Origin of the sequence: Cellulosimicrobium sp. CpK407 (assembly GCF_051844275.1) — a bacterium.
GTDB classification, from domain to species: Bacteria; Actinomycetota; Actinomycetes; order Actinomycetales; family Cellulomonadaceae; genus Cellulosimicrobium; species Cellulosimicrobium cellulans_G.
Genome location: NZ_JBGNYC010000024.1, coordinates 49,380 through 65,944 on the forward strand (window position 1 = coordinate 49,380; position 16,565 = coordinate 65,944).

A 16,565-nucleotide genomic window follows, 5' to 3' on the forward strand; every position below is an offset into this window, starting at 1 on the left:
ACCTCGATACCCCCTCTGGGTATATTCGCCATCCTAGTCATACCCCATGGGGGTATCAGCACCGAGGAGGAACGTCGTGAGCATCGTCGAGATCGAGTACCAGGTGACCGGCATGACGTGCGGCCACTGCGAGATGTCGGTGCGCGAGGAGGTCGGGCAGGTGCCCGGCGTCACCGCGATCGACGTCAGCGCGACCACCGGTCGGCTCGTCGTCACGGCCGACCAGCCCCTCGACGACGTCGCGGTCCTCGCCGCCGTCGACGAGGCCGGCTACAGCGCGAAGCGGGTGCGATGAGAGCCCCCGCCCGGATCGGGCTCTACGTCGCCGGGCTCGGGGTCGTGTTCGTGGCCTCGGCCGCGGTCGCGGGCGCCGTCGTCCCCGAGGGCGCGCTGCCGGAGCCGCCCGCCGCGCACGCGCCGGAGCAGCACGTCGCGACGAGCGACGACCCCCCGCAGGAGACCACGAGAGGAGCGGACATGGTCGGCGGACTGTCCCTGGAGCAGGGCGGCTACACGCTCGGCGAGATCGAGGCGCCACGGACGCCGGGCACGCCCGGCGAGCTCGCCTTCACCCTGACCGACCCCGCGGGCGCTCCGGTGACCGACTTCGCCGTCGCGCACGAGCAGCGCCTGCACCTGGTCGTCGTGCGCTCCGACGGGGCGCACTACCGCCACGCCCACCCCGAGCTGGACGAGGCAGGCCGCTGGTCGGTGCCCTGGACGTGGAACGCCGCGGGCACCTACCGCGTGTACGCCGACGCCGTCCCCACCGGCGGCGACCCGCTCACCCTGAGCCGCACCGTCGAGGTCGCGGGCGACGTCGTGCCCGTCCGGGCGGACGCCCCGACGACCACCGCATCGGTCGACGGGTACGACGTCACGCTCGAGGGGAACCTCGAGGCCGGGGCCGTCTCGCGGCTGACGCTCCAGGTCACGCGGGACGGCGAGCCGGTCACGACGCTCGAGCCGTACCTCGGTGCCTTCGGTCACCTCGTCGCGCTCCGTGACGGCGACCTCGCCTACCTGCACGCCCACCCCGAGGGCGCCGAGGCAGTGCCGGGCGAGGTGTCGGGCCCGACCGTGACGTTCGGCGTCGAGGCGCCCACCGCGGGCCGGTACCTCCTCTACCTCGACTTCCAGGTCGAGGGTCAGGTACGCACCGCCGCCTTCACGGTCGAGGCCGCTCCCGCCGCCGACGCGACGGGCGACGCCCCCGCGGCCGACCACGACACCACCCCGCACGACCACTGACGACCCTGCACCGGGCGGCACGCCGCCCGGCCGGAAGGAGAACCTCATGACGACATCGGCCGCCCCGCCGCCGGGGACGTTCGTCGAGCTCGAGATCGGCGGGATGACCTGTGCCTCGTGCGCCATGCGGATCGAGAAGAAGCTCAACCGGCTCGAGGGCGTCACCGCGACCGTGAACTACGCGACGGAGAAGGCGAAGGTCACCGTCCCGGAGGGCGTCGACGCGGCCACGCTCATCGCCGAGGTCGAGAAGACGGGGTACACCGCCCAGCTCCCGCGCGTCGAGGACCCCGAGGTCCCGACGCCGGGCGAGGCGGACGACGCCGACCCCGAGCTCACCGCGCTGCGGCAGCGCCTCGTCGGGGCCGTCGTGCTCTCGGTCCCGGTCATCGCGATGGCGATGGTCCCCGCGCTCCAGTTCACGTACTGGCAGTGGGCCAGCCTCGTGCTCGCCGCGCCCGTCGTGGTGTGGGCGGCCTGGCCGTTCCACCGCGCCGCGTGGACCAACCTGCGCCACGGTGCGGCGACGATGGACACCCTCATCTCCGTGGGGACCAGCGCCGCGTTCCTCTGGTCCCTCTACGCGCTGTTCCTCGGCACGGCGGGCGAGCCGGGCATGACCCACCCGTTCACGCTGTCCGTGGCGCCCACCGACGGCGCCGGGAACATCTACCTGGAGGTCGCGGCCGGCGTCACGACCTTCATCCTCGCGGGCCGCTACTTCGAGAAGCGGTCCAAGCGGCAGGCGGGCGCCGCGCTGCGCGCCCTGCTCGAGCTCGGGGCCAAGGACGTGGCGGTGCTGCGCGACGGCGCCGAGACCCGCGTCCCGATCTCGGAGCTCGCCGTGGGCGACGAGTTCGTCGTGCGCCCCGGCGAGAAGATCGCGACGGACGGCACGGTCGTGGCCGGCACGTCCGCCGTCGACGCCTCGATGCTCACGGGCGAGTCCGTGCCCGTCGAGGTGGGCGAGGGCGACGCCGTCACCGGTGCGACCGTCAACGCGGGCGGGCGGCTCGTCGTGCGCGCGACGCGCGTCGGCGGCGACACCCAGCTCGCGCAGATGGCCCGCCTCGTCGAGGACGCGCAGTCCGGCAAGGCCCAGGTCCAGCGGCTGGCCGACCGCGTCTCGGCCGTCTTCGTCCCCGTCGCCATCGCGATCGCCGTCGGCACCCTCGGCGCGTGGCTCGGCGCCGGCGCGCCGGCCTCGGCCGCGTTCACCGCCGCCGTCGCGGTGCTCATCATCGCGTGCCCGTGCGCGCTCGGTCTCGCCACCCCGACGGCGCTGCTCGTCGGGACGGGCCGCGGAGCCCAGATGGGCGTCCTCATCAAGGGACCCGAGGTGCTGGAGTCCACCCGGACCGTGGACACCGTCGTGCTCGACAAGACAGGGACCGTGACGACGGGCGTCATGACGCTGACCGACGTCGTCACGGGCACCGGTGTCGACCGCGCCGAGCTCCTGCGCCTCGCCGGGGCGCTCGAGGACGCCTCAGAACACCCGGTCGCCCGGGCGATCGCCCGGGGCGCCGCCCAGGAGGTGGGCCCGCTCCCCGTGCCCGCGGAGTTCACCAACGTCGAGGGCAAGGGCGTGCAGGGCGTCGTGGACGGGCACGCCGTGCTCGTCGGCCGCGAGTCGCTCCTCGCCGAGTGGGCGCAGCACCTCCCGCGCGACCTCGCCGACGCCAAGGCCCGCGCCGAGGAGCAGGGCGGCACCGCCGTCGTCGTCGGCTGGGACGGGCGCGCCCGCGGCGTCCTCGTGGTGGCCGACGCGGTCAAGCCCACGAGCGCCGAGGCGATCCGCCAGCTCCGCGCACTCGGCCTCACCCCGGTGCTCCTCACCGGGGACAACGCGACCGTCGCACGCCGGATCGCGGCCGAGGTGGGCATCGACGAGGTGATCGCGGAGGTCATGCCGCGCGACAAGGTCGACGTCGTCAGCCGCCTCCAGGGCGAGGGCAAGGTCGTCGCGATGGTCGGCGACGGCGTGAACGACGCCGCCGCTCTGGCCCAGGCGGACCTGGGCCTCGCCATGGGGACCGGGACGGACGTCGCGATCGAGGCCGCCGACATCACGCTCGTGCGGGGCGACCTGCGCTCCGCGGCCGACGCGATCCGCCTGTCACGCCGGACCCTCGGCACGATCAAGGTGAACCTCTTCTGGGCGTTCGCCTACAACGTCGCCGCGATCCCGCTGGCCGCGCTCGGCCTGCTCAACCCCATGCTCGCCGGCGCCGCGATGGCGTTCTCCAGCGTCTTCGTCGTGGGCAACAGCCTGCGCCTGCGGTCGTTCCGGAGCCGGGCCACGAGCCCGGACCCGACGGCCACCACCCCGACCGCGCCGGCCGCGCAGCTCGCCGGCGTCTGACCGTACCGACCCTCAGGAGGACCCGCATGTGCCACCACCACGACGACGCCCCGCCGCACGACGACGCCCGCCCCGAGCCGGCCGGCGCCTGTCACGCGCACGCCGCACCCTCGGTCGGCTCCGTGCCGGACGACGACCTCGCCGAGTGCCCCGTCATGCCCGGCAGCACGACCGTCAAGGCGCACGCCGAGGCGGCCGGGCTCGTCCGTGACCACGAGGGCGTCCGCTACTGGCTGTGCTGCTCGTCGTGCGGCCCCCTCTTCGACGCCGACCCCACCCGCTACGCCCGCGCGTCGTGACCCGGTGAGCACGTCGACCCGGTGAGCACGTCGACCGGTGACCCGGCGACCCGGCCCGGTGCCGCCCACGGGGCGACGCCGGGCCGCGGTGTGGGTGGCGACCTCCCCGGCCCTCTCGCGCGGGCGTCGCGGGGTTCAGACGCGCGACGCCGTGACGTCCCCGACGACGCGGACCTCGACCTCCACGCCGTCGACGGTCTCGGGGACGTCGACGTCGTCCGAGGTCACGTTCACGCGCAGCAGCCAGTCGTCGACGACGTCCGTCGCCCGCGGGCCGCGCCCGGGCGCGCCCGACGCGTCGGCACGGGCGATCCCGACGCCGGTCACTCCGTCGAGGCCCGCGAGCTCGTCGCGGAGCGCGGCCTTGGCCTCGCGGGCTCGTTCGAGGGTCGCCACGGCGAACCACCTCCCGACCTCATTGTGCGCCCGTCGGGGCGTTCGCGGCAGGGCCGGGAGTCCGTGCCGGGCGGCGTCACGCGAGCAGCGTCGCGCCCAGCCGCTCGAGGACGGTCCCGATCGGGTTGCAGTACGTGAGCCCCGTGCCGTTCGCGCCGCCCGTCTCCGACCCCGCGAACAACAGCCCCAGCGCGACCCCGTCCTCGCGGTACACGAGCGACCCGGAGTCGCCGCCGCGCGAGAACGGCCCGTCGCCCGTCGACTCGACCTCGATCTGGTCGTCGAACCGCAGCGCGCCGAGGCCGTCGCCGTAGCCCACCACGACGTCGTCGAGCTCGATGGCCGTGACGCGCCCCGTCGTGACGCCGGTGGTCCGGCCGGACTTCCCGACCGCCTCACCGCCGAGCGCGACCGCGGTCTCCGTGATCCGGCCGACTGGGTACTCCGGGTCCACGGTCGGGTCGTCGAGGAGCGCGACGGCGGCGTCGACGGTCTGCGTGACGCCCGCCTCCAGCGGGACGAGCGCGGCGAGGGCCCCGACGCGGTCGTCCGGCGCGCTGCCGCCGTCGGCGGGGCCGGGCTGCACGACGACGTCCCCGACCCGGGCGGACGGCGACCCCGCGAGCACGTGCCAGTTCGAGAGCGCGTAGACCGACGCGGCGTCCGCGCCCACCACGGGCGGCTCGGCGACGCGCACGAACGCGCCGAGCGTCCCCGCGGTGACGTCCACGTGGGCGATCGAGACCCCGGGACGCAGCGGCCGGACCCGGCCGGTCTCGCCGGTCGCGTAGGCCGTGACGACCGGCGGGCGCAGGCCCGGTCCGTCGGCGCCCGCACGCCCCGAACCCGGCGCCGCGGCGAGGGGCCGGATCCGCCCCGTACGTCGCACGTCGACCGTGTCCCCCGCCTCCGAGGCGACCTTGCGCGCGATGCTGCGCGCGGTGGGCACGCCCAGCCGGTACCGGACCGCGATGGCGTACCCGCCGTCGTCGTGCGGGGCGAGGCCGATCGCGAGAGTGGGCGCGCGCACGACGTCCGCAGCGTCGGGCACGTCGCGCGCCTCGATCGCCGTGCCCGACCGGCCCGGCAGCCCCGACCGCTCCGCGAGCTCACGCGCGTAGTCCGCGAGCTGCGACTTGATCTCCCGTGCCTTCTGCTGGTCCATCGGTGCACCGTCCCCTCGCCCGACGGACGGCTCCCGCCGTCCGCGTCCTGCCGAGCGAGTCTGACGGCCGCCGCCCACACCCGCACCGCGCCACGCCGACGCAGACGGCGACGCGGCGGGATCAGGCTCCCGGCGCCTCGACGGCCGGTCCCGGCCGCGGGCTCCTCGCCCGGCGGCCGACGGCCCACAGGAGCCCGGCGACGCCGAGCGCGACGACCGCCGCGACGAGGGTCACGTGCGCCTGGCGCAGGCGGTCGTAGACGTACCACCAGTCGGCGCCGTCCGGCGCGCCCGCGGAGCGCGCGAACATCTCCGCGACGTACCACCGGTTCGCCCACGCGACGAGCAGAGCCGTACCGACGACCGCTGCGACGACCCCCAGCGCCCTCGCGAGGCGCCCCGCGCGCTCGGTCCGCCGTCGTCCTGCTGCCGTGCCCCCGTGCGTCATGCGAGGCATCCTCTCGCGCCCACGGCGCTCGGCACCAGACCCGGCTCAGGCCCGGAGCAGCTGCTCGACGCGGACCGACCGGCGGCGGGCGACGACGAGCGTCGTCACCGCGACGGACGCGAGGCCCCAGAGCACCAGCGCGACGGCGTCACCCGCTCCCCCGGCCGCGCCCGGGTCGACGATCGACGTGAGCAGGCGGAGCGCCGAGCCCACGGGCAGCAGGTCGCGCAGCCCGGTGAGCGCGGCAGGGACGGTCGCGACGATGCCGGTCGCGACGAGCAGGACCGCGACGAGCAGGCTGATCGCCCGCCCCACGTTCCCGAGCAGGGCGGCGAGCGCCTGGTTGAGCGCGACGAAGACCACCGACGCGAGCGCGCCGACCGCGAGCAGGCCGACCCAGCCGCCCACGCTCGCTCCCTCGACCGCGGCGAGGACGCCGCCGACCACGAGGCCCGTCGCGGCGGCGATCCCCGCCGGCAGCGCGAGCGCGGCGAGCGCGAGCCGCCCCGCGGTCCGGGTCGACCCGAGCAGCTTCGCGGGCACGGGCGGGAACGCGACGAAGATCGCGAGCGCGCCGAGCCACAGGGCGAGGACGGCGAACAGCGGGCCGGTCGACCCGGTGCCGAGGTCCTCGACGCCCGGAGCGGCCACCGGGTCCGCGACGACCGCGGAGAGGTTCTCGCGCTCGGCGTCCGTGTACGAGGGGATCTGCTCCGTCGCGTCGCCGAGGCCCTGGGCGAGCTCGCTCGTCCCGTCCGCGAGCTGCGCGACGCCGCCCGCGAGGTCGCCCGCGCCCGTCGCGAGCTCCTGCGTCCCCGTGGCGAGCTGGTCGGCTCCCGTCCCGAGCGCCCCGACGCCGGTCGCGAGGCCGTCCGCCCCCGACGACAGCGCGCCCGCGCCTCCGGCGAGCCGGGCGGCGCCGTCGGCCACCTGGTCCGCACCGCCGGCGAGCTGCCCGAGCCCCGTCGAGAGGTCGCGCGCGCCCCCGGCCACGCCCGTCGCGCCGGTGGCGGCCTGCGCCGCCCCGGTCGCGAGCCGGTCCGCGCCCTGCGCGGCCTGGTCGACCCCGGCCGCGAGCGCGTACAGCCCGGTGGGCCCGTCCGCGCCCGACGGCACCCCGGCGAGGGCGGCGTTCCCCGCCGCGACCTCCGCCGCGCCCACCGCGAGCGGTCGCAGCGCGGCGAGCTGCTGGTCGAGCGCCACGCACGCGGGCGACGTCGGGGCCGCCGCGCACCCCGCCTGGACCTTCTGCTGCTCGATCCCGGCGACGACCTGCGCGAGGCCGCCGGCGACGTCCCGTGACCCCGTCGCGAGGCTGGTCCCGAGCGACGGGAGCGACGTCGACCCGCCGTCGGGAAGGGGAACGGCAGAGATCGAGGCGTCGAGCGTGCCGAGCCCGGTCGCGAGGTCGGACACGCCGGTCGAGACCGCCGCGACGCCGTCGGCCAGCCCCTGCGCGCCGGTGGCGAGCGAGCCCGCGCCCGTGGACGACTGCGCGACGCCGTCCGCGACCTGGCGCGATCCCGTCGCGACGCCCTGCGCCCCGCTCGCCAGGTCACCGGCGCCGGACGCGAGCCGGTCGGCGCCCGAGCCGAGCTCGCCGACCCCGGACGCGAGCTCCCCGGCGCCGGTCGCGAGCTCGCCCGCGCCGGACGCGAGCCGCGTCGCGCCGTCGTCCGCCTGGGACGCGCCGTCCGCGAGCTGGTCGGCGCCGTCCGCGGCCTCGCCGAGCTGCTCGTTCAGGGTCGTGAAGCCGACGAGCACGCCGTCGACGTAGTTCTCGGTCAGCGTCGTGCCGAGCACCGAGGTCGCGGTGGTCGTGACGATGCGCGCGAGCGCCTCGTCCACGACGCGCCCGCCGGGTGCCGTCTCGACCGTCAGCGTGGCCTGCCTCGCGTCGGACGCGTCGCCGCCGAACGACGTGGCCGCGGCGGAGAAGTCCTCCGGGATGGTCACGACGGCGGAGTACGTGCCGTCGGCCAGCCCGGACGCGGCGTCGGCGGCGTCGGTGATGACCCAGTCGTAGTTCGTCGTGCCGGGGTCGGGCTGGACGGCGACCGGACCGGTGTCCGTCGACGCCGCGCCGCCGCTCACCAGCCCCGCCGTGAGCTGGCGCCCGAGGGGGACGGTCTGGCCGTCGACCTCCACGGGCTCGTCGAGGTTGACGACCGCCGCCTGCACGGTGTCGAGGCGCTCCTGCGGGTTCCACAGCGCCCACAGGAGCAGGCCGAGCACGGCGAGCGGGAGCGCGACGGCCGCGGCCACGGTCCACACGCGTCGCGCGTCGACCCGGGTCCGGGCGCGGGCAGGCGCCGGCGCGCCCGGGGTGGTCGGTCCGGTCTGCGCCGTGTCGGGCGGGAAGACGCTCATGCGGGCACCTCCTCGGTGCGCGGGCCGACGACGGACGCCGGGTCGGTGGGGGCGGGCACCGTGGGGGCGGGGTCGGGAGCGTGCAGGTCGAGCACCTGCGTCCTGGGCGGGGCGAGGTCCGTGGGCGCGGGTCCGACGGCACCCAGGACGACCGCCGTGCCGCTCGCGGTGGCCTGCCCGAGCACGTCGGCCAGCGCCGCCCGCTCCGCGGGCGACGTGACGGCGTCGGTCCCCACGACGGCGAGCAGCCGCGGGCCCTCGCGCAGCAGCGCGGCGACGCTCGACGCCGCGGGCACGCGGTGCGCGGCGGGCGCGGGAGCGTCACCCGGCAGGGCCGCGACGTCGGCCGCGAGGTCGACGAGCGCGACGCGGCGACGCACGCTCAGCGCGCGCTCGGGCAGGACGAGGCCCGTCACCTTGAGGGCCCCGGCGGCCGGCCTGAGCCGCCCGACGAGCGCCAGCACGACGCCGGACACCGCCGCGGGCGACGTCCCGTGCACGACGAGCGACCCGCCGTCGGGCATGCGGACCGTGACCGGCTCCGCGAGGGGGCCGTGCGCCCCGGCGACCACGAGGTCGTGCGCGACGACGGCGTCCGTGCTGCCGGGCTCCGGCCAGTCCGCGAGCGCGAGCTCCTTGGACAGCCCCTCGCCCTCGACGTCGAACGAAGGGAGCACGCGGTCGAGCCAGCGCGGCATCCACCACGCCTTGTCGCCGAGCATCGCGAGCACGGCCGGCACGAGCGTCATGCGCACGACGAACGCGTCGACGAGGACGCCGACCGCGAGCCCGAGCGCGATGGGCTTGAGGCTCATGTCGCCCTCGGGCACGAACGCGACGAACACGGCGAACATGATGACGGCGGCCGCGGTGACGACCTTCGCCGACGCCTGGAACCCCGTGAAGATCGAGCGCCGCGCCTTCCCGGAGTGGACGTAGTCCTCCCGGATGCGCGCGACGAGGAACACCTCGTAGTCCATCGCGAGGCCGAACAGCACGCCCATGAGGACGATCGGCATGAACGAGATGACGGGCCCGAGCCGTGTCACGTGCAGCGCGTCGGCGAGGAACCCGTGCTCGAACACGAGCGTCACGACGCCGAACGCCGCGCCGACCGAGAACAGGTAGCCGAGCGTCGCCTTGATCGGCACCGCGATCGACCGGAACACCATGGTCAGCAGCACGAGCGACAGGCCCACGACGACGAACGCGAACGGCAGCAACGCCGCCCCGAGCTTGGCGGACACGTCGATCCCTACCGCCGTGAAGCCCGTGACCGCGAGGTCCACGCCGTACTCGTCGAGGAAGTGGTCGTGCTGCGCGCGGATCTCCGTGACGAGGTCCTTGGTCTCCTCCGAGTCCGGCGCGCCCGTCGGCACGACCTGGACGATGCCCGTGTCCGCGGTGAGGTTGGGCGTGGAGAGCGGCACGTCCGCGACGCCCGGCAGGCCCGCGATCTCGTCGCCCAGGTCGTCCATGAGCCCCACCGGGTCCGTCGACGTGACGATCGTCCCGGTGACGATGAGCGGCCCGTTGAAGCCGGGCCCGAAGTGCTCGGACACCAGGTCGTACGTGACGCGCGCCTGGTTGTCCTCCGGCAGCGTCCCCGCGTCGGGCAGCGCGAGCTGCAGGTCTCGCGCCGGCAGCGTCAGCAGCACGATCGCCGCCACGACGAGACCGATCGTCAGCAGGGGGATCCGCGTGACGGCGCGCACCCACCCCGCGAAGAACCGGTTGCGGTGCTCTGTGGTCGTCGTCGAGCTCACGGCGTCCGTGGTCGGGTCCGCGGCGGCTGCGCCCGAGGTGCTCGGGCTACCATCCGCATCGCTCGTTCCTCGCGATGCTCCCGACTCTCGGTCGCGATCCTCCTGCGTTCGCAAGCTCACTCCGGAGTCTCGCTCGATCAGGCCCGCCACGCCCTTCGCATCCTCGGGCGCAGCCGCCGCTCGTCCGGTCCGTCGCCCGGGTGCCCCGGCCGGCCCTCCGCCGTCCGCTCCCGCGACCGCACGCCGTCGCCCACGCCCACGCCCACGCCCACGCCCACGACGGCGCGGTGCCTTCGGGCGGAGCCGCTCGCCGGCGAAGCCCAGCATCGCGGGGAGGAGCGTGATCGACACGAGGACCGCGAGGCCGACGCCGACGGCGGCGGCGACGCCCATGACGGTGAGGAACGGGATGCCGGCGACGCCGAGGCCGACGAGCGCGATCATCACGGTGAGGCCGGCGAAGATGACCGCGGAGCCGGCGGTCGCGACGGAGCGGGCGGCGGCCTCCTCGACGCTCAGCCCGGCGGCGAGCTCGTCGCGGTGCCGGGACACGATGAAGAGCGCGTAGTCGATGCCGACGGCGAGGCCGAGCATGACGGCGAGCATCGGGGTCGTGGAGTTGATCTGCGCGACGGCGGTCGCGGCGAACAGCAACCCCATGCTCACGCCGACCCCGACGACGGCGTTGAGGAGCGGCAGCCCGGCCGCGACGAACGAGCCGAACGTGAGGACGAGCACGACGAGCGCGACGAGGAGGCCGAGCGCCTCGGTGACGGTGAGGGTCGGGAACTCGGTGCTGAAGAGCTGGCCGCCGAGCGCGGCCTGCGCGCCGTCGGGCAGGGCCGCGGCGAGGTCGTCGACGACGTCACCGAGCGCATCCTTCGTGGTGTCGGTGACCTCGCTCTGGCTCTCGTCGAGCTGGACCGTCATGAGCGTCGCGACGCCGTCGTCGCTGATCGACGCGGTCATGGTGTCGTCGTAGGGCGACGTCACGGCGGCGACGCCGTCCACGTCGCCGAGCGCGGCCACCGCGTCCGCGACGGGGCCGCGGACCGCGTCGTCCTCGATGGTCGAGCCGTCGGGGGCGACGACGACGACCTGCGCGGAGGCGCCGCTGACCTGCGGGAACGTCGCCGCCAGGCGGTCGAGCGCGGCCTGGGACTCAGTGCCGGGGATGGTCACCTCGTCGTCGAGCCCCTGGCCGACGAGGCCGGCGAGCGCGCCCGCGAGGACGAGGATCCCGAGCCACGCGGCGAGGACGAGCCGGCGCGCCCCGACCGCCCAGCGGCCGAGCGAGTACAGCGCTGAGGACACGAGCGGCCTCCCGAGGAGAGTGCAGACGGATTTCAGGATACGCCGCTGTATCCGATACGCGACCGTATCGGATACACTCATGTATCGCAAGGCCGCCCGGTGCGGACGGCCCGTCCGACAGTGGGAGCATGTCCGGCGTGACCACCGACCTCGACCCGACCCGAGTCGACCGCGGCGCGGAGAGCGAGACCCCCCTCTCCCCCCGCCGCGAGCGCACCCGTGAGCGCCTGCTCGACGCCGCCTACGGGCTGTTCGCCGAGCACGGCATCAACGGCACGTCGATCGAGGCCGTGTGCGAGGCGGCGGGCTTCACGCGCGGCGCGTTCTACTCGAACTTCGACACCAAGGAGTCGCTGTTCCTCGCCCTCACCGAGCGCGAGATCCGGATGCGGATGCGGAGCCTGGAGGCCGCCGTCGAGCACCTGCCGGACGACCCGGTGCGCGACGGCGTCATCGCCCCCGAGGCGATCGCCACGATCGTCGCGGCCGTCATGGCCGACCCGCGCGACGAGCGCCGGTGGTGCCTCATGAGCGCGGAGCTCGAGCTGCTCGCGCTGCGCGACCCGCAGGTCGCCGCCCGGTTCGCGGACCAGGAGGAGTCGTTCCGTACGGAGCTCGCGGACATCCTCACGCGCGTGCTCACGAACGTCGGGATGCGCTTCGCGATCGACGCCCCGGCCGCCACCCGCGTCCTCATCAGCGCCTACACCTCCGCGGCGAGGGACGCGTTCCTCAGCCCCGACGGCGAGGACGCCGTGCGGCGCGCGCAGGCCGCGGACTGGCTGCCCGCGCTCGTCGGCCGCCTCGTCGAGCCGGATCCCGAGGCGGCCTGACGCCGCACCCGTCGGGTCGACACGACGGCCCTGTGGGTGGCGCACGTCACACTGGCGGCATGACACTCACCTTCAGCGGCGCCGTGGTCGACTGCGCCGACCCCGCCGTCGTGGCGGACTTCTGGCAGGCCGCGCTCGGCTGGACGGGGCGCGAGACCGGACCGCACGGCGAGGCCGTGCTCTACCCACGCGACGGCGAGACGGTCCTCGGGCCGCCGAGCCTCGTCTTCCAGCGGGTCCCCGAGGGCAAGGCGGTGAAGAACCGCGTGCACCTCGACTTCTCGTCGTCCACCCAGGCGGCCGACGTCGCACGGCTGGAAGGGCTCGGCGCGCGCCGCGTCGACGTCGGCCAGAGCGAGCAGGAGACGTTCGTCGTCCTGGCCGACGTGGAGGGCAACGAGTTCTGCGTCCTGCGCGGGGACTGACGGCCCACCGCCGAGCGGCGTCCGCGGTCGGGGTCAGGCAGGGTCGTAGACCGCCGCCGCGCCGGCGGGCGGCTCGCCGACGTCCTCGACCGGGCGGGGCGCGTACGTCTGGGCGGTGAGGTCCGCGCGCTCGACGCGCGACAGCCGGAACCAGCGGATCGCCTCGCGCGACCGGCACCACGCGACGAGGTACCAGCGACCGTCGGTGTGCGCGAGCAGCACGGGCTCGACCCGGCGCGCCGAGGTCGCGCCGCGGCCGTCCCGGTAGCGGATCGCGAGCACGCGCGACCCGGCCAGCGCCTGCTCGACCGCGCGCAGCACCCCGAGGTGCGAGCGGGCGCGCCCGACGACGTCCCCACCCGCTGCGGCGGGGGCGTCCGGCGACGCGTCCGGGGCGTCGTGGCGGACCCATACCCGCGCGGCCAGCGCCTCGGCCCGCTCGCGGTCGCCGGCCGCGAGCGCGTCCCAGACCTTCCCGCGCGCCGCGAGCGCGTCGACCGCGAACGGGCTGCCGTGCGGGAGCGTCGCGAGCGCGACCGCGACGGCGACCGCCTGGCCGGGCGTGAAGTTGACCGGCGGCAGCGACGCGCTCGGGTCGAGCACGTAGCCACCACCGGGACCGGCCTGGGCCCAGATCGTCAGACCGGCCTGCTGCAGCGCGGCCACGTCGCGCTTGATCGTCCGCTCGCTCACCTCGAGCGCGGCCGCGAGGCGCGGACCCGTCGTCCCGGTCCGCCCTGCCCGCCGGAGCTCCTCCGCGATCGCGTAGAGACGTTCCGTCCTGTTCACCGGACGATGGTGACAGACAGGTGTCACCGATGCGCTGCGAAGGTGGGTGCATGAGCCACCACGACACGCCGGAACCGCCCGTCCACGTCGTCCTCGTCCCCGGCTTCTGGCTGGGCGCGTGGGCGTGGGACGACGTCGTCCCCCACCTCGAAGCCGCCGGCCTCGTGCCGCACGCCGTGACCCTCCCCGGGCTGGAGCCCGGTGCGACCGCACAGGACCGGGCCCGCGTCACGCGCGACGACCACGTGGACGCCGTCGCGCGGCTCGTCGCCGGGCTCGACGGCCGGGTCGTGCTCGTCGGCCACAGCGGCGGCGGGCCCGTCGTGCAGCAGGTCGCCGACCGCGACCCGGCCCGGATCGAGCGGATCGTGTACGTCGACACCGGCCCCCTGGTTGACGGTGCGGCCCTCTCGCCCGACCTCCCGACGGACGCGGCCGAGGTCCCGTTGCCGGGCTGGGAGGTGCTGGCCGAGGACGGGTCGAGCCTCGACGGCCTGGACGACGCCGCGCTCGCGCGGTTCCGCGAGCGCGCGGTGCCGACGCCCGGCCCGGTCGCGCGCGGCCCGGTGCACGTGACGAACCCGGAGCGCCTGCACGTCCCGACGACCGCGATCTGCTCCTCGATCCCCTCGGCCGTGCTCGCCGAGCTCGCCCACCCCGGCCCGCCCCTGCACACCGAGCTGGGCGAGCTCACGGACCTCACCTACGTCGACCTGCCGACCGGGCACTGGCCCATGTTCTCGCGCCCGCGCGACCTCGCGGGCGCGCTGGTCGACGCGGTCTCCTGACCGACGCCCCACCCAGCGCAGCGGCTGGTCGTGAGCCGGTCGCACGGGAGGGACCCGTGCGACCGGCATCACACGTTCTCCGGAAAAAAGTCACCGAACTCGCGTCACGGACGGCGACTTGTGCCGTCTTGTCGGGTGAAAGCGGTCATCCGGCCGCCCGAAGACCGACCGACGACGAGACGGACCATGCACGACACCCTGCCCTCCGCCCCCTCGCGCACCGAGGTGCGCACGGCCCTGCTCTGGGCCCTCGAGCACGACCGCGACGCCCTGCTGGAGCACCGCGAGACGACCCAGCACTGCGCGTGGGCCGCGGCCCGGGGTGCGGCCGACCGCCGCCTCGTGCGCCGCTGGCGCGCGGCCTTCGCCCCGCTCCCGTCCACCGTCGCCTGACGCGCGACCGCCGGGTCCGGACCGCGCGAGCGCATCCGTCCGAGGATCCGCGGGCGAACCCCGGACGAGAGGGCACGTCCGCCCCCTCGGGAGGAGGTCGCCATGTTCGCGTCGCTCGCTGCCGGATCCGGCGGGACGATCGGCGTCACGGGGATCGGGAACGGCATGTCGCAGTGGTTCCTGATCTTCGGTGCGCTCGTCATCACCGCGATCCTCGTCGGCTCGATCTACGAGCTCGGCAAGGCCGTGCACGACCGGCACGTCCACCAGCGCCGCCCGGTGCACCGCTGACGCCCGCCTGACCGCGGCCGCCCGCCACCGCCGCCGCCGTTCCCAGCCCCGCCGCGCCGCGCGACCTCGCGTCCCGCGCCGCGGCGTCGGACACTGGGAGGAGGACGACGAGGACCGGTGACGCGATGGTCGGGACCGTGGCACGTGTCCCCCGCGCCGAGCAGGGCGCGAGGCGGGGCGAGCGCGCTCCCGGCGCCCTCGACGGCGACCGCCCGTTCGACCTCCGCGCCGCGTACGCGCGCTGGGCCCCGCTCGTTCGCGCGGCCGTCGCCCGGCGCCTGGGCGACCCGGCCGACACCGACGACGCCACCCAGCTCGTCTTCCTCGCCGCGTGGCGCTCGCGCGACCGGTTCGACCCGGCGCGGGGCGACCTTCCCGTCTGGCTGCTCGGTATCGCGCGCCACGTCGCCGCAGACCTCCTGACGGACCGCGCACGCGAGGCACGACGCCGCGAGGCGGCCTCGCGCGGCCGGCCCGTGACGGTCGTCCGCGACCCGGCCGACGACGTCGTCGCTCGCGTCGACCTGGAGGGCTCGCTGCGCCGCTTGTCCCCGGAGCGGCGGCGCGTGGTGCGCCTCGTGTACGCGCAGGGCCGCACGCACGCCCAGGTCGCGGCCGAGACCGGCCTCCCGCTCGGCACGGTCAAGAGCCACGCGCGCCGCGGCCTGGCCCAGCTCCGCGCCCACGCGTGACCCGCCGAGCACGACGTTGCTGTCGGAATACGGCCCCTCGCGACAGCGACGTCGTGCTCGACCGCGCGGTACGTCGCACTCGGCAGGCTCGCCGACGCTCGTCACGACCAGGGCGACTGTGGTGTGATCCAGTTCACACGAACCCACGACCGAGACGTGTCGGGAGCGGGCCGTCGGCTCCGACCTCCTCGTGACGGCGCCGACGGAGCGCCGACCGACGGAAGGAACGGACCATGAGGTACATGCTGGTGAAGACGTACACGCAGGCAGCGCACTGCGACCTCCCGATCCACGAGTGGGCACCGGAGGACGTCGAGGCGCACATCGCGTTCCAGCGCGCGCTCGGCGAGCAGCTCGCCGCGTCGGGCGAGCTCGTCGACGCCCAGGGGCTGGCCGGTCCGGACCAGGCGCTCGTCGTCACGTCCGACGGCCGCACGGCCCCGGTCGTCACCGACGGCCCGTTCCCCGAGTCGAAGGAGTTCCTCGCGGGCTACTGGATCGTCGACGTCGACAGCCAGGACCGCGCGGTCGAGATCGCGGCGCAGGCGTCGGCCGCGCCCGGCCCGGGAGGCGCCCCGATCGGCGAGTACATCGAGGTCCGCCAGGTCATGAGCGCGCCCGCGTCCGAGCAGTGACCGCCACGTGACCGCCACGGCCCCCGAGCCCGTGGAGGACCTGCTGCGGGACCTCCGCCCGCGCGTCCTCGGCCTCCTGGTGCGGCGCTGCGGCGACCTCGCCGACGCCGAGGACGCGCTCCAGGAGGCGTTGCTCGCGGCCGCGACCCGCTGGCCGGCGGACGGGCTCCCCGACGACCCGCGGGCCTGGCTCGTGCGCGTCGCGGAGCGGCGGCTCGTGGACACCGTCCGGGCCGACGTCGCGCGGCGCCGCCGGGAGGAGACGACCGCGCGGCGCGACCCGGACTCGGCGGGCCTCGCCCCCGCAGGCCTCGGGGGCGAGGCCTCGTCCGCCGCCCGGTCCGG

Annotated in this window: 18 protein-coding genes; 12 read left to right on the plus strand and 6 right to left on the minus strand. The window is 75.8% G+C overall.

The genetic code is table 11. The annotated features are described in order from the left end of the window. Positions 1-82: 82 nt before the first annotated feature. Genes ABWU78_RS12140 through ABWU78_RS12155 form a run of 4 tightly spaced genes read left to right on the plus strand, consistent with a single transcriptional unit; the run spans position 83 to position 3,915 of the window. Positions 83-295 (plus strand): heavy-metal-associated domain-containing protein, encoded by a 213-nt coding sequence (locus tag ABWU78_RS12140; RefSeq protein WP_439158544.1) that lies wholly within the window; start codon positions 83-85, stop codon positions 293-295. Next, entirely contained in the window at positions 292-1,251 is a 960-nt protein-coding gene (locus ABWU78_RS12145; protein ID WP_439158533.1) for a heavy-metal-associated domain-containing protein, read from the plus strand. The genes ABWU78_RS12140 and ABWU78_RS12145 overlap by 4 nt, the downstream gene beginning before the upstream one ends. A 46-nt stretch (positions 1,252-1,297) precedes the next feature. Beyond that, entirely contained in the window at positions 1,298-3,616 is a 2,319-nt protein-coding gene (locus ABWU78_RS12150) for a heavy metal translocating P-type ATPase (protein ID WP_439158534.1), read from the plus strand. Between the two features lie 26 nt (positions 3,617-3,642). After that, on the plus strand, positions 3,643-3,915 hold the full coding sequence (locus ABWU78_RS12155) for a hypothetical protein (protein ID WP_253052186.1): 273 nt from the start codon (positions 3,643-3,645) through the stop codon (positions 3,913-3,915). A gap of 135 nt (positions 3,916-4,050) precedes the next feature. Here ABWU78_RS12155 and ABWU78_RS12160 read toward each other — a convergent pair whose 3' ends face one another. The 5 genes from ABWU78_RS12160 to ABWU78_RS12180 form a co-directional block, all read right to left on the minus strand. Then, positions 4,051-4,311 (minus strand): hypothetical protein, encoded by a 261-nt coding sequence (locus ABWU78_RS12160; RefSeq protein ID WP_353707235.1) that lies wholly within the window; start codon positions 4,309-4,311, stop codon positions 4,051-4,053. A gap of 76 nt (positions 4,312-4,387) precedes the next feature. Beyond that, positions 4,388-5,476 carry a hypothetical protein gene (locus tag ABWU78_RS12165; RefSeq protein WP_439158535.1) on the minus strand — a complete coding sequence of 363 codons (1,089 nt, stop codon included), beginning with the start codon at positions 5,474-5,476 and terminating at the stop codon, positions 4,388-4,390. Between the two features lie 121 nt (positions 5,477-5,597). Next, positions 5,598-5,924 carry a hypothetical protein gene (locus ABWU78_RS12170; RefSeq protein WP_253052180.1) on the minus strand — a complete coding sequence of 109 codons (327 nt, stop codon included), beginning with the start codon at positions 5,922-5,924 and terminating at the stop codon, positions 5,598-5,600. Positions 5,925-5,969: 45 nt separating this feature from the next. Next, positions 5,970-8,294 (minus strand): hypothetical protein, encoded by a 2,325-nt coding sequence (locus ABWU78_RS12175; protein WP_439158536.1) that lies wholly within the window; start codon positions 8,292-8,294, stop codon positions 5,970-5,972. Beyond that, complete coding sequence (locus ABWU78_RS12180; RefSeq protein WP_439158537.1) at positions 8,291-11,374, minus strand: MMPL family transporter; 3,084 nt, start codon at positions 11,372-11,374, stop codon at positions 8,291-8,293. Before ABWU78_RS12180 ends, ABWU78_RS12175 begins: the two co-directional genes overlap by 4 nt. Positions 11,375-11,502: 128 nt before the next feature. On the opposite strand from ABWU78_RS12180, the gene ABWU78_RS12185 reads away from it, so the two are divergent. Both ABWU78_RS12185 and ABWU78_RS12190 read left to right on the plus strand, forming a co-directional pair. Further along, complete coding sequence (locus ABWU78_RS12185) at positions 11,503-12,207, plus strand: TetR/AcrR family transcriptional regulator (RefSeq protein ID WP_439158538.1); 705 nt, start codon at positions 11,503-11,505, stop codon at positions 12,205-12,207. A 59-nt stretch (positions 12,208-12,266) separates the two neighbouring features. After that, positions 12,267-12,632, plus strand: a complete 366-nt coding sequence (locus ABWU78_RS12190; RefSeq protein WP_253052172.1) for a VOC family protein — start codon at positions 12,267-12,269, stop codon at positions 12,630-12,632. 33 nt (positions 12,633-12,665) lie between these two features. Here the strand turns inward: ABWU78_RS12190 and ABWU78_RS12195 are convergent, their stop codons facing one another. Next, the gene (locus tag ABWU78_RS12195; RefSeq protein WP_439158539.1) at positions 12,666-13,421 is read right to left on the minus strand and encodes a helix-turn-helix transcriptional regulator; all 756 of its coding nucleotides are present in this window, start codon (positions 13,419-13,421) and stop codon (positions 12,666-12,668) included. A 50-nt stretch (positions 13,422-13,471) separates the two neighbouring features. Between ABWU78_RS12195 and ABWU78_RS12200 the strand changes: the two genes are divergently transcribed. The 6 genes from ABWU78_RS12200 to ABWU78_RS12225 all read left to right on the plus strand — a co-directional run. After that, the gene (locus ABWU78_RS12200; protein ID WP_439158540.1) at positions 13,472-14,209 is read left to right on the plus strand and encodes an alpha/beta fold hydrolase; all 738 of its coding nucleotides are present in this window, start codon (positions 13,472-13,474) and stop codon (positions 14,207-14,209) included. A 186-nt stretch (positions 14,210-14,395) separates the two neighbouring features. Further along, complete coding sequence (locus ABWU78_RS12205; protein WP_047231861.1) at positions 14,396-14,602, plus strand: hypothetical protein; 207 nt, start codon at positions 14,396-14,398, stop codon at positions 14,600-14,602. 102 nt (positions 14,603-14,704) lie between these two features. Then, entirely contained in the window at positions 14,705-14,893 is a 189-nt protein-coding gene (locus ABWU78_RS12210) for a hypothetical protein (protein WP_253052158.1), read from the plus strand. Positions 14,894-15,030: 137 nt separating this feature from the next. After that, a complete protein-coding gene (locus ABWU78_RS12215) occupies positions 15,031-15,585 on the plus strand; it encodes an RNA polymerase sigma factor (RefSeq protein ID WP_439158541.1) in 555 nt (184 codons plus the stop codon). A gap of 233 nt (positions 15,586-15,818) precedes the next feature. After that, positions 15,819-16,220 carry a YciI family protein gene (locus tag ABWU78_RS12220; protein WP_253052154.1) on the plus strand — a complete coding sequence of 134 codons (402 nt, stop codon included), beginning with the start codon at positions 15,819-15,821 and terminating at the stop codon, positions 16,218-16,220. A 7-nt stretch (positions 16,221-16,227) separates the two neighbouring features. Next, positions 16,228-16,565: sigma factor (locus tag ABWU78_RS12225; protein ID WP_439158542.1), on the plus strand; the 338-nt coding region annotated here is incomplete at its 3' end.